At 69.2% G+C, this 15,898-nt stretch carries 6 protein-coding genes; 3 read left to right on the top strand and 3 right to left on the bottom strand.

What is annotated here, in order from left to right; genetic code table 11:
• Positions 1-41: 41 nt before the first annotated feature.
• From MRBLWH7_RS10665 to MRBLWH7_RS10655, 3 genes are all read right to left on the bottom strand, one after another.
• Positions 42-2,180: a CHAT domain-containing protein gene (locus MRBLWH7_RS10665; RefSeq protein ID WP_341994256.1), complete on the bottom strand. Its 2,139-nt coding sequence runs from the start codon at positions 2,178-2,180 to the stop codon at positions 42-44.
• Positions 2,181-2,351: 171 nt separating this feature from the next.
• Positions 2,352-4,964, bottom strand: a complete 2,613-nt coding sequence (locus MRBLWH7_RS10660) for a DUF4062 domain-containing protein (protein ID WP_341994254.1) — start codon at positions 4,962-4,964, stop codon at positions 2,352-2,354.
• 20 nt (positions 4,965-4,984) lie between these two features.
• The gene (locus MRBLWH7_RS10655) at positions 4,985-7,603 is read right to left on the bottom strand and encodes a DUF4062 domain-containing protein (RefSeq protein ID WP_341994252.1); all 2,619 of its coding nucleotides are present in this window, start codon (positions 7,601-7,603) and stop codon (positions 4,985-4,987) included.
• 139 nt (positions 7,604-7,742) lie between these two features.
• On the opposite strand from MRBLWH7_RS10655, the gene MRBLWH7_RS10650 reads away from it, so the two are divergent.
• From MRBLWH7_RS10650 to rpoC, 3 genes are all read left to right on the top strand, one after another.
• Positions 7,743-8,147 (top strand): hypothetical protein, encoded by a 405-nt coding sequence (locus tag MRBLWH7_RS10650; protein ID WP_341994250.1) that lies wholly within the window; start codon positions 7,743-7,745, stop codon positions 8,145-8,147.
• Positions 8,148-8,435: 288 nt separating this feature from the next.
• The gene (locus MRBLWH7_RS10645) at positions 8,436-11,933 is read left to right on the top strand and encodes a DNA-directed RNA polymerase subunit beta (protein ID WP_341994249.1); all 3,498 of its coding nucleotides are present in this window, start codon (positions 8,436-8,438) and stop codon (positions 11,931-11,933) included.
• A 41-nt stretch (positions 11,934-11,974) separates the two neighbouring features.
• On the top strand, positions 11,975-15,847 hold the full coding sequence (gene rpoC, locus MRBLWH7_RS10640; protein ID WP_341994248.1) for a DNA-directed RNA polymerase subunit beta': 3,873 nt from the start codon (positions 11,975-11,977) through the stop codon (positions 15,845-15,847).
• Positions 15,848-15,898 lie beyond the last annotated feature (51 nt).

Raw genomic sequence — 15,898 nt, 5'->3', positions numbered from 1 at the left:
TGGATGGCGGTGGGCGGTGGTGTGCGCGTGGATCCGGACGGTCATCGGGGTTCGAACTTCGCGCGGGGATCGGCGAAGACGGTGAAGGCGAGCGAGGTGAGGTCGCCGGCGTCGCGCGCGGCGCGGCGCGCCGCCAGGACGGACTCGCCGAGGGTGGCCCCGTCGCGCAGCGCGTGCTCGTAGAACGTGCGGACGAACACGGCGGTGACGTCATCGCGTACAGCCCAGGAGCATCCGATGAACACTCCGACGCCGCCGCGGAGGAACACCTCGGCGAACCCGCCGAGTCCGGTGGCCCCCGAGCGCAGGCGTCCCACGTCGCACGCGCTCAGGAACACGAACGGCGTGGACGGCCTCGCCTCGCCGCCGCCTGCCTCGGGCAGGTCCCGCCGGGCATCCGAGTCCGTGTAGGAGGCGGAGCCGTCGTTCCGACGCAGCGAGAAGCGGGCGAACGCGATCTCCTGGCCCAGCGGCGCCACGTCCCGCCATCTGCCGTGTCCCGCGAAATGGAGGAGGTCGAACTCGCCCTGCGAGATCGCGGCACGCAGCTGCGCGGAGTCGGCCGCCGTCTGCGGAGTGCGCTTGAGGAGCTTCTTGAGGATCGTGACCTCTTCGCGAGCGCGCGGAAGGCGCAGACGCCGGTTGACGTAGCTCGGCGCGATCGCGACGACGCGGCGGGGATCGATCGGAATGACCGTGGGCCTGGGCGTCCCGTACATCCAGCGCATGAGCCCGAGGTCGCCGAGGAAGAACCGGTCGGCATCGGGACGCTGGCTGCCCACCGGCACCAGGTGCACGATCTCCCACGGGATGTCGAGCTCTCCCGACGTCTGCAGGACGAGCTGCGAGATCCGCCGTCGCCGGTTCCAGAGCAGGGCGTTGACCTCGTCGCCGAGGAGCTCCCGCGCGATCCGCGCGCCGAGGGACCGCACCTCCCGTCGGGCGGTCGCGGCGGCCGCCTCGACGTCGGCCTTCGCCTCCTCCTCGTACGCGGAGCGGATGCCCGCGAGATCGGTGTGGATCTGCTCGACGTAGCCCGCCTTGTCGGGCAGGTGCGCCGTGTGGCGCGCCACGGTGTCGCCGATCTTCGCGGTGATGACCAGCTCGCTCTCACCGCCGGCGATGGTCTCGTCGATCGCCAGCGTCGGCAGGTCGGCGATGCTGCGGGGTGGGACGGCGACGGATGCCTCGACCATCTGCGCATCGCCCGTGCCGACGCCGTCCGCATCGGCGGGGAGGATCGGGGCGCTCAGCGCAAGGGTGGCGAGTGTCGCCATCACCGGCGGCTGCGTGAACTTCACGGTGATGTGGCCTCGCCCAGGATCCCGCGGGACGAGCCGGAAGACGAGGCGCCGGGGCTCGTCGGCAGAGGTGGGCAGAGTGGTGGTGACCGACGCCGGCTGCCCTTCGGCGAAGGAGAGTCCGCGCAGCTGCACCGCCACCTCGATCTCGCGCGTCGGGTCGAACTTCGCCGGAGCCCTGATGTGCGCGGTGCCCGCCGTCGGGACGAGGTCTTGCAGCGACACCCGGACGACCGCCTCGAACTCGACCTCCTGCACGAGCCGTGACGGGATCGCCGCGTCGACGAAAGCCGGCACGGGTGCCGCGCCGGCCACACCCGTCGACGGCGCGGCCGGCCGCGCCGCAGGCCCGGGCGCCGGGAGGGGCGCGGGTGCCGGTGCCGGAGCCGCCATCGGCGGCGGTGCGAGTCCGGCGGATCGCCCTCCGACGGGGAAGCCCCCACCGAGGATGTCGCTGAGGTCGGGCGGCGGGACGGCCTGAGGCAGGGGCGGCGCGGGGGTCGCGCCCATGCCGCCCTGCGCGACCTTCTCCTCGAGCGCGGCCATCCCCGTCTCGAGGTCGCTCGCGACGATGCTGAGGTGCACCCTCTCCCCGCCGCGCACGGCGATCCGAGCCGAGTACCCGTGGCCGTCGGGCTCGAGGTGGACCAGCACCGCCCCCGAGTCGCGCGAGACGATCACGGCGTAGTGGAAGTCGTCGGACCCGTGCACGCGCACCGTGGCCACAGTGTCCGCTCGCGCTTCCAGCACGGCGTCGGCCAGGAGCATGATGCCCGTCTGATCGGGGCCGGTGCCGGGCGGGGCCGGGTCCAGACGCACCTCGAGGGCATCGGCGTCGGCGTCGACGTCGACGCGCCGCCCATCCGGAACCAGAGTCATCCCGACCCCCTCGCTCCGCTGCCCGTTCCCCACGAGCACCGCCACCTGATGATCCGAGGAGTGCAGTCCGGTGCACAGCATACGAGCGCACGCCTCACCGCACCAGAGCGCGCCGCGCCGGGTCCTGATACCTCCGAGGCACGGATGCCGCGGCCCGCGGCATCCGTCCCGCTACCAGGCGCGCACCGCCTCGGCGACGGTTTCGAAGTCGTGCTCGGGGAGCGCCAGCTGCACCGCCTCGGCGAGGGTGAGTTCGGCCCCCGCGAGCTCCCCGGCCGCGACGCTCTGGGGATCGCGGCCGCGGAGGATCTCGAGGTACGGGGTGTGGACGGTGAAGGCCTCCACGTCGAAGATGCCGATGCGTCGACGGATCTCTCCCGCCGCCACCGCCAGCGCCGCCGCCCGCCATGCGTCGCCGTGCGCGGCGGCGACCGCGCACACCCCCTCGAGGCCGTACGCGACGCCCTCGTCGTAGTGCAGTCCGACCGAGATCAGCAGGGTGTGCACGAACTCGCGCTCTGCCTCGTCGATGTGGCCGAGCTGGAAGTTGAGCCGCGAGCGGAGGTTGCCGGCGACCGAGGTCGTGAACCGGTCGCCGCGGGACTCGGCGACCGAGGTGGCGCGGTCGAAGTGCGCGAGCGCGTCGTCGGTGGACCCCCGCACCCACGCGAGCCTGCCGAGCGAGACCTCGGTGATCGCCTCCGCCCACGTGTTGCCGAGCTCCCGCAGCGTCACGACCGCCTCGCGCAGCTCGGCCTCGGCTCTGTCGGTGTCGAGGTGGGAGAACTGCACGCGCGCCGTCGCGCGGGCGGCGAGCGCCATCGCCGCCGCATCCTCGTCGCCGCTCTCGCGGAACAGGCGGACGCATTCGCCGAGCCCGGCCACCACCTGCTCGCTGGGCCGCTGCCACATCTCGCCCCACAGCGCGAAGAACCATGCGATCGCGCGGGTGTGCGGTGTGATCGGCTGCTCGTGCTGCTTCTCGAGGAGCTCCAGCATCCACACCCGCACCTCCGCGAAGAAGCCGGAGATCCACCAGTAGATCAGCAGGCACCACGCGAAGTCGCCGGCATCGTCGAGCCGGTTCGTGTAGACGAGGTGGCGCACCGCCGCGCGGAGGTTCGGCAGATCGAGGCCGAGCCGCACCACGGCGTCGGCCTGCCCGCGTCCGCCGAGATCGGGGGCGATGTGCTGCACGAGCCCGCGGTAGTAGTCGGCGTGGGCGCGCCGCACGCGCTCCGCGTCGCCACGCTCCTTGAGGCGTCCGAGCGCGTACTCGCGCACGATCGCGAGCAGCGAGAACACCCGCCGCCCGCCGAGCTCGCTCTGCTTCACGAGCGAGCCGTCCGCGAGGGCGGCGAGCGCGTCGATCGCGTGACCGCCCCACGGGCGGCCGGGGCCCAGCGCCTCGACGGCGTCGAGCGTGAACCTCGTGGCGAACACCCCGAGATCCTCGAGGAGGTCCCGCTGCTCGGGCGGAAGGAGGCTCACGCTCCAGTCGATGGTCGCCCGCATCGTGCGGTGCCGTTCGGGCAGATCGCGCACGGCGGCCGTCAGCAGGGGCAGGCTCTTCTCGAGGCGGGCCGCGATCTGCGCCGGGTTCAGGATCCGGACCTTCGCGGCGGCGAGCTCGATCGCCAGCGGCAGCCCCTCGAGCCTGCGGCAGATGTCCGCGAGATCTCGCGCGTTGGCGGGCGTCACATCGAAGTGGGGATCGATCGCCCGCGCCCGGTCGACGAACAGCGACACCGCTGACGAGCGCGTGGTGCGATCCAGGCTCGCGGGGCCGTCGCCGGCGGGCGTCGTGAGCGGCGCCACGTCGTACACGCGCTCGCCGCGGATGCGCAGCACGATGCGGCTCGTCACGAGGAACGTGGCCGTCGGCGCGACGGTGTAGAGCCGCACCAGGACGGGTGCGGCATCCACGATCTGCTCGAAGTTGTCGAGCACGATCAGCACGCGGCGATCCGCGAGGGCGTGGGCGATGCGCTCCTCGAGCGCGGCTTCGCCGTTGTCGCGGATGCCGAGATAGTAGGCGATCGTCGGCAGCAGCAGCCCCGGTTCGAGCACGCCCTCGAGAAGGACGAAGTACACGCCATCGGGGAACAGGTCGCCAGAGGCCAGGGCGGACTCGATCGCGAGCCGGCTCTTGCCGATGCCGCCCGGTCCGATGAGGCTGACGACGCGATCCGTGCCGCGCGCCAGGAGCGTGCGCACCGCGTCGATGTCGGCCTCGCGGCCGATCGTAGTGGTGTAGGGCACCGGGACCCGGCCGACCAGGCTCGCCGGTGCGGCGCCGGTCTCGGGCACGTCGGGCGCACGGGATTCGTCGAAGCGTTCGGCGAGGAGCATGGCGAGGTCGCCGGCGACGTGGTCTTCGAGGTCTTGGGCGTTGTGGAAGTGGAGGTAGGCGGCGGTGTCGTCGGCTTGGATGCGGGCGATGAGGGCGGTGAGTCGTTCGTCGCGGGTGTCGGTGTCTTTGACGTAGATGAGTTTGGGCATGCCGGCGGGGGCGAGGTTGTATTCGTCTTCGAGGCCGGAGACGTGCTCGTCGGGGGCGACCCAGCCGTAGCTGGCGCCGTAGATGCCGATGAAGATGTCGGATTGGGCGAGGTAGGAGCGGTACAGGTCGCGGGGCGGGTGGGGTCGCGCGCCGAGTTCGAACATCACGGGCGCGAGCCGGAGTCGCTCGATCGCCGACCGCACTGCTTCGCGTTCTTCCGCGAGCTCGCGCAGGGTCGAGCTCACGAACACCCGGATCCGCTGGTCGGGCGTACGGATCACGGGGGGCCGTTCGTGTCCCATCACCACGAGGGGACCTTCTCGCGGACGCCCGCGTCGGCGTCGGGCAGCGCGATCGAGATCGCCTCCGCGAGGCCCATCTCCCTGCCGGCGCGCTCCCCGGCCTCGACGCTCTCCGGGTCGACGGCCCGCAGGGCCTCCAGCGGCGCGAGGTGCACCGCGAACCCTTCGATGTCGTAGATGCCCGTCGTCTCGCGGATCGTCGCCGCCACGGCCGCCAGGGCGCCGGCGCGCCACGCGTCGCCATGAGAGGCGGCGATCGCACACATGCCTTCGAGTCCGTAAGTGGCGCCGTCGACGAAGTGCAGCTGGATCGAGAGCAGCAGCGTCAAGAGGAACTCCTCCTCTGCCTCGTCCCGCTCGCCCAGCACGAAGCGCAGACGCGCGCGGTTGTTGCCCGCGACGACGCGGGTGAACGCGTCATCGGCGGCGTCCGCGATGTCGACCGCCCGGCCCAGGTGCTCGAGGGCTGCCGGGATGTCGCGACGCAGCATGCCGAATTGACCGAGCACCGTCTCGGCGAGGGACTCCGCCCAGCTGTCGCCGAGGTCGCGGAGCGTCGCGATCGCCTCGCCGATCTCGGCCAGGAACACCTCTTCGTCGAGGTCGGGGGACTGCAGCCGGGTCGACGCCTTCGCGGCGAGCGCCATCGCGGCGGCCTGCTCGTCGCCGCTCTCGGTGAACAGCCGCACGACCTCGCCGAGGCGCTCCACCGCCTGATCGTTCGGGCGCTGCCACAGCTCCGCCCACAGCGGGAAGAACGTCGCGATCGCGCGCGTGCGCGGGGTCAGCGGCATCCGCTTCTCGAGCAGTTCCAGCATCCACAGCCGCACGTCGGCGAAGTACCCGCAGATCCACCAGTAGGGGAGCATCGTCCACGCGAAGTCGCCGGCGTCGTCGAGTCGGTTCATGGAGACGAGGTGGCGGGCCGCGGCGCGCAGGTTCGGCACCTCGAGCCCCAGTTCGGCGACGGCGTCGATCTGCTCGGCGCCGCGCAGCCGCGGCGCGACCCGGTGCACCAGATCGAGGTAGTAGTCGGCATGCGCGATCCGCATCTCGTCCGCCGCCCTGCGGGACTCGAGCGTCTCGAGCGCGTACTCGCGCACGATCGCCAGGAGCGAGAACACCGACCGTCCGCCGGAGTCGATGCGCTGCACCAGCGATGCGTCGATCAGCGCGGCGAGCGTCTCGATCGTCTGGGTGCCCCACGAGCGGTTCTCGCCCACCGCCTCGACGGACTCGAGGCTGAACCGGGCGGCGAAGACGCCGAGGTCCTCGAGCATCGCCCGCTGCTCGGCGGCCAGGAGGCCCACGCTCCAGTCGATCGTCGCGCGCATGGTGCGATGACGGTCCGGAAGATCCCGCACCGACGTCGACAGCAGCGGGAGGCTGTGCCCGAGCCGCTCCGCGACGTCGCGCGGCGAGAGCAGCCGGATCTTAGCTGCGGCCAGCTCGATGGCGAGCGGCAGTCCGTCGAGCCGGCGGCAGATCGCGATGACGTCGGCCGCGTTCTCGGTCGTCAGCCGGAAGCCGGGGAGAGCGGAGGCGGCACGCTCGGCGAACAGCACGCACGCGGAGGAGGCCTGCGCCTGGGCGAGCGTGGCGGGCATCTCGGGCGGTGGCGTCTCGAGGGTCTCGACCTCGAACACGCGCTCGCCGCGGATGCGCAGCACGATGCGGCTCGTCACCAGGAAGCACGCGCGCGGCGCCAGCGAGTACAGCCGCACCAGGACGGGCGCCTCGTCGACGATCTGCTCGAAGTTGTCGAGGACGATCAGCACGTGGCGGTCGCCGATGGCCTGCGCGATCCGCTCCTCGAGCGTGGCCGCGCCGGTATCGCGCACGCCGAGGATGTACGCGATGGTGGGCAGGAGCAGTCCCGGCTCGAGCACGCCCTCGAGCGGCACGAAGTAGACGCCGTCGGGGAACAGGTCGGTGTTGGCGTGTGCCGCCTCGATCGCGAGCCGGCTCTTGCCGATGCCGCCCGGTCCGATGAGGCTGACGACCCGGTGGAGGCCGCCGGCCAGCAGGGCCCGGATCTCGGCGAGCTCGCCCTCGCGCCCGATCGTCTCGGTGTACGGCTCGGGCACGCGTGCGGCGAGCGAGATCTCGGCAGCCGTCGCCGGCTCGGTGCGCCGCGACTGGTCGAAGCGTTCGGCGAGGAGCATGGCGAGGTCGCCGGCGACGTGGTCTTCGAGGTCTTGGGCGTTGTGGAAGTGGAGGTAGGCGGCGGTGTCGTCGGCTTGGATGCGGGCGATGAGGGCGGTGAGTCGTTCGTCGCGGGTGTCGGTGTCTTTGACGTAGATGAGTTTGGGCATGCCGGCGGGGGCGAGGTTGTATTCGTCTTCGAGGCCGGAGACGTGCTCGTCGGGGGCGACCCAGCCGTAGCTGGCGCCGTAGATGCCGATGAAGATGTCGGATTGGGCGAGGTAGGAGCGGTACAGGTCGCGGGGCGGGTGGGGTCGCGCGCCGAGTTCGAACATCACGGGCGCGAGCCGGAGTCGCTCGATCGCCGACCGCACTGCTTCGCGTTCTTCCGCGAGCTCGCGCAGGGTCGAGCTCACGAACACCCGGATCCGCTGGTCGGGCGTACGGATCACGGGGTGTTCCACCCCAGTCATGTGCATATATTGGCGCGATCTGGGCGATTCCGCCACGGTTTCAGTGCATCGATGTATCGGGTGCCCTGCGCCATCCGGGTTCCGGACGTGCTCCGACACCTCCCTTCCGCGTCGGCGTGCGCAGGAGTATGTTGCGGCGGTGACGGCGTCGACGGGGACGCAGTCCGTCCGAACCGGGGCCTCGGGCGTCATCTCGAGGAGGGGAAGATCGATGAAGAAGGCCTTGGCGTGCGCGGTCGTGGCGATCGGGCTGGTGCTCGGCAGCGGCGGAGCCGCGATGGCAGGAGAAGTGAACGGCAACGGGGACGACATCCCGGCGCCGGGGAAGGCGCACTCGGCGTGCGTGTTCTCCGGACAGGACACGGAGGACACCGTCGAGATGAATCCCCCGGGCTTCGACGACGATGCTCTTGCGGAGCGGGGCAACCAGAAGCACGGCTACAAGGGCATCCAGAGCTATGGCATGTTCGCGAGCGCCGGACTGAAGGACGTGGTCCCGAGCCCTGGGATGGCCTGCAATCCCAACGGCGGCTTCGAAGAATAGGCGATCCACGCCGACGGCCCTCCCCGGTCTGCCGGGGAGGGCCGTCGTGTTCCGCACCGGGTTATACCGCAGCATCCAGAACTTTTCAAGAATCCGGCTGGACACGGCGCGTCGTGCGACGTATAATGGGTCTTTGCGCTCTTGGATTCCCCCTGCCCTCATATGGTGGTCGGCTGTGCCTGCGCCCCCTCACGTTCACGTGAGGAGTGCCGCGCGGGTTTCGGGGATGAGGAGCACTCCACCTGACGACAAGGAAACGAGCCCTACGGGCCCACGGAGGTAATCCCCTTGGCTGCTGCGAGCAACGCATCCAACCCCACCACCCCCAAGAACGGACGCGGAGCTTCCCGCCTCTCGTTCGCCAAGATCTCCGACACGCTGACGGTCCCCGACCTTCTGGCGCTGCAGACCGAGTCGTTCGACTGGCTCGTCGGCAACGAGGCATGGAAGGCTCGCGTCGCCGACGCGAAGGCCGCCGGCCGCACCGACGTGCCCGAGGTCAGCGGCCTCGAGGAGATCTTCGAGGAGATCTCGCCCATCGAGGACCTGAGCGAGACGATGCAGCTCTCGTTCACGAACCCGTACCTCGAGCCCGAGAAGTACTCCATCGAGGAGTGCAAGGAGCGCGGGAAGACGTACGCGGCCCCGCTCTACGTCGAGGCCGAGTTCATGAACCACCAGACCGGTGAGATCAAGACCCAGACGGTCTTCATGGGCGACTTCCCGCTCCAGACCGACAAGGGCACGTTCATCATCAACGGCACCGAGCGCGTCGTCGTGTCGCAGCTCGTCCGTTCGCCCGGCGTCTACTTCGACAAGACGCCCGACAAGACGTCCGACAAGGACATCGTGTCGGCGCGCGTCATCCCGTCGCGCGGTGCCTGGCTCGAGTTCGAGATCGACAAGCGCGACCAGGTGGGTGTCCGCATCGACCGCAAGCGCAAGCAGTCGGTCACCGTCTTCCTGAAGGCCCTCGGCCTCACCAGCGAGGACATCCTCGCCGAGTTCGCCGGCTTCGACTCGATCGAGGAGACGCTCTCGAAGGACACGATCCTCACCAAGGAGGACGCGCTCCGCGACATCTACCGCAAGCTCCGTCCGGGCGAGCAGGTCGCTGCCGAGGCCGCGCGCGCGCTGCTGGACAACTTCTACTTCAACCCGAAGCGCTACGACCTCGCCAAGGTCGGCCGGTACAAGATCAACCACAAGCTCGGTGTCGACAAGCCGCTCACCGACTCGGTGCTGACGGTCGACGACATCGTCGCGACGATCAAGTACCTCGTCCGCCTCCACCGCGGCGACGTCACGTTCGACGGCGTGCGCGGCGGCAAGCCGGCCGAGATCCGCCTCGACGTCGACGACATCGACAACTTCGGCAACCGCCGCATCCGCGCGGTCGGTGAGCTCATCCAGAACCAGGTCCGCACCGGTCTGTCGCGCATGGAGCGCGTCGTCCGCGAGCGCATGACCACGCAGGACATCGAGGCGATCACGCCGCAGACCCTGATCAACGTCCGCCCCGTCGTGGCCGCGATCAAGGAGTTCTTCGGAACGTCGCAGCTCTCGCAGTTCATGGACCAGAACAACCCGCTCGCGGGTCTGACCCACAAGCGCCGCCTCTCGGCCCTCGGCCCCGGCGGTCTGTCGCGTGAGCGCGCAGGCGTCGAGGTCCGCGACGTCCACCCGTCGCACTACGGCCGCATGTGCCCCATCGAGACGCCGGAAGGCCCGAACATCGGTCTGATCGGCTCGCTCGCCTCGTTCGCGCGCATCAACGCGTTCGGCTTCATCGAGACGCCGTACCGTCGTGTCGTCGAGGGCAAGGTCACCGACCAGATCGACTACCTGACCGCCTCGGAGGAGAGCGACTACATCGTCGCCCAGGCCGGTGTCGAGCTCAAGGCCGACGGCAGCTTCGCGCAGGACCGCGTCCTCGCCCGTCGCGGCAACGGCGGCGAGGTGGACCTCTTCCACTCGGAGGAGATCGGCTACATGGACGTCTCGCCGCGCCAGATGGTGTCGGTGGCGACCTCGCTCATCCCGTTCCTCGAGCACGACGACGCCAACCGCGCCCTCATGGGTGCGAACATGCAGCGTCAGGCCGTCCCGCTCCTGCGCTCGGAGTCGCCGGTGGTCGGCACGGGTATGGAGGGCTTCGCCGCGATCGACGCCGGTGACGTCGTCACCGCCGACAAGGCCGGTGTCGTCGTCGAGGTCTCGGCCGACGTCGTGACCGTGCAGCTCGACGAGGGCGGCACCCAGGACTACTTCCTGCGCAAGTTCGACCGCTCGAACCAGGGCACGTCGTACAACCAGCGCGTGGTCGTCTCGGCCGGTGAGCGCGTCGAGGCCGGCGAGGTCATCGCCGACGGTCCCGCCACCGAGAACGGCGAGCTCGCCCTCGGCAAGAACCTCCTCGTCGCGTTCATGACGTGGGAGGGTCACAACTTCGAGGACGCGATCATCCTCAGCCAGGACCTGGTGAAGGACGACACCCTCTCCTCGATCCACATCGAGGAGTACGAGGTCGACGCCCGCGACACGAAGCTGGGCAAGGAGGAGATCACGCGTGACCTCCCCAACGTCAGCCCGGACCTCCTCAAGGACCTCGACGAGCGCGGCATCATCCGCATCGGCGCCGAGGTGCGTCCCGGCGACATCCTCGTCGGCAAGGTCACGCCGAAGGGCGAGACCGAGCTGTCGGCCGAGGAGCGCCTGCTCCGCGCGATCTTCAACGAGAAGAGCCGCGAGGTCCGCGACACGTCGCTGAAGGTGCCCCACGGTGAGCAGGGCACGATCATCGCGGTCAAGGAGTTCAACGCCGAGGACGGCGACGACGAGCTCGGCTCGGGCGTCAACCGCCGCGTCGTGGTCTACATCGCCCAGAAGCGCAAGATCACCGAGGGCGACAAGCTCGCCGGTCGTCACGGCAACAAGGGCGTCATCGCGAAGATCCTCCCGGTGGAGGACATGCCGTTCCTCGCGGACGGCACGCCGGTCCAGGTCATCCTGAACCCGCTCGGCATCCCCGGTCGAATGAACTTCGGCCAGGTCCTCGAGCTCCACCTCGGCTGGATCGCCAAGCAGGGCTGGAAGGTCGAGGGCACCCCGGAGTGGGCCGCTCAGCTGCCCGAGCAGGCGTTCGAGGCCCCGGCGGGCACCAAGGTCGCCACGCCGGTGTTCGACGGCGCGTTCGAGGCCGAGATCGCGGGTCTGCTCGACTCGACGAACCCGACCCGCGACGGCGAGCGCCTGATCGACTCGTCCGGCAAGACGCAGTTGTTCGACGGCCGCTCCGGCGAGCCGTTCCCGGCTCCGATCTCCGTCGGCTACATGTACATCCTGAAGCTGCACCACCTCGTGGACGACAAGATCCACGCGCGCTCGACGGGCCCGTACTCGATGATCACCCAGCAGCCGCTCGGTGGTAAGGCGCAGTTCGGTGGCCAGCGCTTCGGTGAGATGGAGGTGTGGGCCCTCGAGGCCTACGGCGCCGCGTACGCGCTCCAGGAGCTGCTCACGATCAAGTCCGACGACATCCTCGGCCGCGTCAAGGTCTACGAGGCGATCGTCAAGGGCGAGAACATCCAGGAGCCCGGCATCCCCGAGTCGTTCAAGGTGCTCATGAAGGAGATGCAGTCGCTCTGCCTGAACGTCGAGGTCCTCTCGGCCGACGGCACGGCGGTCAACCTCCGCGACACGGACGACGACGCCTTCCGCGCAGCTGAAGAGCTCGGCATCAACATCTCCAGCCGCTTCGAGTCCTCGTCGATCGACGAGATCTAAGCGCGCCAGGTAACGAACGAATTTCCGACACAGGAGAACCAGTGCTCGAATCAACCACTTTCGATCAGCTTCGCATCGGCCTGGCCACCGCTGACGACATCCGTCGTTGGTCTTACGGCGAGGTCAAGAAGCCCGAGACCATCAACTACCGCACCCTGAAGCCCGAGAAGGACGGTCTGTTCGGCGAGCAGATCTTCGGCCCCTCGCGCGACTGGGAGTGCGCGTGCGGCAAGTACAAGCGCGTCCGCTTCAAGGGCATCGTCTGCGAGCGATGCGGCGTCGAGGTCACCAAGTCCTCTGTCCGCCGTGAGCGCATGGGCCACATCGAGCTCGCCGCGCCCGTCACGCACATCTGGTACTTCAAGGGCGTGCCCTCGCGCCTCGGGTACCTGCTCGACATGGCGCCGAAGGACCTCGAGAAGGTCATCTACTTCGCGGCCTACATGGTGATCTCCGTCGACGAGGAGGCGCGTCACCGCGACCTCTCGACGCAGGAGAACAACATCCGCCTCGAGCTGAAGACGCTCGCCGACCGCCGCGACGCGCGTGTGGCCGCTCGCCTCCAGAAGCTGGAGGAGGAGCTCGCCGCGCTCGAGGAGGAGGGTGCCAAGGCCGACCAGAAGAAGAAGGTCAAGGACGCCGCCGAGAAGGAGATGGCCGCTATCCGCAAGGGTACGGACGACCAGATCACGCGTCTCGAGAAGGTGTGGGAGGACTTCCGCACGCTCGAGGTCGGGCAGCTCAAGGGGGAGGACGAGATCTTCCACGAGCTCCAGGACCGCTTCGGTCAGTACTTCGAGGCCCACATGGGCGCGGAGTCGATCAAGCGCCGCCTCGAGGCGTTCGACCTGGCGGCCGAGGCCGACAGCCTGCACCTGCAGATCTCGGAGGGCAAGGGCCAGCGCAAGATCCGTGCGATCAAGCGCCTCAAGGTCGTCAACTCGTTCCTGCAGACCGGCATGAGCCCGGCCTCGATGGTGCTCGACGTCGTTCCGGTGATCCCGCCGGAGCTGCGCCCGATGGTGCAGCTGGACGGTGGCCGCTTCGCGACCTCCGACCTCAACGACCTTTACCGTCGCGTGATCAACCGCAACAACCGCCTCCGTCGCCTGATCGACCTCGGTGCCCCCGAGATCATCGTCAACAACGAGAAGCGCATGCTGCAGGAGGCCGTCGACGCGCTGTTCGACAACGGCCGCCGCGGTCGCCCCGTCACCGGTACCGGCAACCGCGCCCTCAAGTCCCTGAGCGACATGCTCAAGGGAAAGCAGGGTCGCTTCCGCCAGAACCTGCTCGGCAAGCGCGTGGACTACTCGGGCCGTTCGGTCATCATCGTGGGTCCGCAGCTCAAGCTCCACCAGTGCGGTCTGCCCAAGCAGATGGCGCTCGAGCTGTTCAAGCCGTTCGTGATCAAGCGCCTGATCGACCTCGGTCACTCGCAGAACATCAAGGCGGCCAAGCGCGCCGTCGAGCGCACGCGTCCCGAGGTGTGGGACGTGCTCGAGGAGATCATCCGCGAGCGTCCCGTGCTGCTCAACCGTGCGCCTACGCTGCACCGCCTCGGCATCCAGGCCTTCGAGCCGCAGCTCGTCGAGGGCAAGGCCATCCAGCTGCACCCGCTCGTCTGCGCCGCCTTCAACGCGGACTTCGACGGTGACCAGATGGCCGTGCACCTGCCGCTGTCGGTCGAGGCCCAGGCCGAGGCCCGCATCCTGATGCTCGCGTCGAACAACATCCTGAAGCCCTCGGACGGCCGCCCGGTGACCCTGCCCTCGCAGGACATGATCATCGGTCTGCACCACCTGACCACGGTCATCGAGGGTGCGACCGGTGAGGGCCGCGTGTTCGGCTCGGTCGGCGAGGCGATCCTGGCGAAGGACGAGGGCACCCTCGACCTGCAGGCCAAGGTCCGCATCCGCATCCCGGGTCTCGCGTTCCTCGAGGGCGAAGCCCCCGAGGGCTACGAGCGCCACGGCCTCGTGGACGCGTCGCTCGGCCAGGCGATCTTCAACGACACGCTCCCCAAGGGCTACCCGTTCGTGCGCGAGCAGGCCGACAAGGGCAAGCTGTCGCAGATCGTCAACAAGCTCGCCGAGGAGTACCCGAAGGTGGAGGTCGCGGCTTCGCTCGACCGCATCAAGGACGCCGGCTTCTACTGGGCCACCCGCTCGGGTGTCACGGTGGCGCTGAGCGACATCCTCACGCCGCCGAACAAGGCCGAGATCGTCGCCGGCTACGAGAAGCAGGCCGCGAAGGTCCAGGGCCAGTTCGAGAAGGGTCTCACCACCGACGCCGAGCGTCGTCAGGAGCTCATCAAGATCTGGACCGAGGCGACCGACGAGGTCCAGAAGGCGATGCGCGACCACTTCCCGGCCGACAACACCATCAACCGCATGGTCTCGTCGGGCGCCCGTGGTAACTGGCTGCAGATCCGCAACATCGCGGGTATGCGAGGCCTGGTGAACAACCCGAAGGGTGAGATCATCCCGCGCCCGATCATCTCCTCGTACCGCGAGGGTCTGTCGGTGGCGGAGTACTTCATCGCGACGCACGGTGCCCGCAAGGGTCTGGCCGACACGGCCCTCCGTACGGCCGACTCGGGCTACCTCACGCGTCGCCTGGTGGACGTCTCGCAGGATGTCATCATCCGCGAAGAGGACTGCGGCACCACCAAGGGCCTCGAGTTCACCATCGCCGCTCCCGGCGCCGACGGCGCGCTGGTGCGCGACGCGAACGTCGAGAACTCGGTGTTCGCCCGCACGCTCGCGGCCGACGCGGTCGACCCGAAGGGCGAGGTCGTCGCCTCGGCCGGTGAGGACGTCGGCGACGTGCTCATCGACAAGCTCGTCGAGGCGGGTGTCGAGTCCATCAAGGTGCGCTCGGTGCTCACCTGCGACTCGGCGGTCGGCGTGTGCGCGAAGTGCTACGGCCGTTCGCTCGCGACCGGGAAGATCGTCGACATCGGCGAGGCCGTCGGCATCATCGCGGCCCAGTCGATCGGTGAGCCCGGCACGCAGCTGACGATGCGTACGTTCCACACGGGTGGTTCGGCCTCGGCCGACGACATCACGCAGGGTCTTCCCCGCGTGCAGGAGCTGTTCGAGGCCCGCACCCCGAAGGGCGCGTCGCCGATCGCGGAGGCCGACGGCCGCATCACGATCGACGAGACCGAGAAGTCGAAGAAGGTCATCCTCACGCCCGACAACGGCGACGAGCCGCACGTCTACCCGGTCCTGAAGCGTGCGACGCTCCTGGTCGAGGACGGTCAGCACGTCACGGTCGGTCAGCCTCTCCAGGTCGGCACGCTCGACCCCAAGGAGGTCATGCGTGTCATGGGCGCCCGCGAGGTGCAGAAGTACCTCGTCAACGGCGTCCAGGGCGTGTACCGCTCGCAGGGTGTGCCGATCCACGACAAGCACATCGAGGTCATCGTCCGTCAGATGCTGCGCAAGGTCACCGTGGTCGACCACGGCGACACCACGCTGCTGCCGGGTGAGCTGGTGGACTTCAAGCGCTACCAGCAGATCAACCGCGAGGCGGTCGGCGAGGGCAAGCGCCCCGCGTCGGGTCGCCCCGAGCTGATGGGTATCACGAAGGCGTCGCTCGCGACGGAGTCGTGGCTGTCGGCCGCGTCGTTCCAGGAGACCACCCGCGTCCTCACGCAGGCGGCCATGGAGGGCAAGAGCGACCCGCTCGTCGGCCTCAAGGAGAACGTCATCATCGGAAAGCTCATCCCCGCCGGAACCGGCCTTGCGAAGTACCGCAACGTCACGGTCGAGGCGACGGAGGAGGCGAAGAGCGAGCGGTACCCCAACCGCATCTTCGCCTCGGACGGCGCGTACACCGACGCCGACCTGAGCTACGTCGACTTCGACAGCTTCTCCACGGACGGTTTCACCACCGACTACAACTGAGTCCGGGGTCTTCGAGACCCTGAACGCACGAAGGGCCCTGGCTTCTGCCAG

Origin of the sequence: Microbacterium sp. LWH7-1.2, from assembly GCF_038397755.1 — a bacterium.
GTDB lineage: Bacteria > Actinomycetota > Actinomycetes > Actinomycetales > Microbacteriaceae > Microbacterium.
Note: the sequence above shows the minus strand (reverse complement) of the source record. Positions and strands in the feature narration are given on the sequence as shown.

Excerpts from the sequence above, each read along its gene's own strand:
- MRBLWH7_RS10665 (WP_341994256.1), bottom strand. The coding sequence starts at position 2,180 with ATGACTCTGGTTCCGGATGGGCGGCGCGTCGACGTCGACGCCGACGCC.
- MRBLWH7_RS10655 (WP_341994252.1), bottom strand. The coding sequence starts at position 7,603 with ATGACTGGGGTGGAACACCCCGTGATCCGTACGCCCGACCAGCGGATC.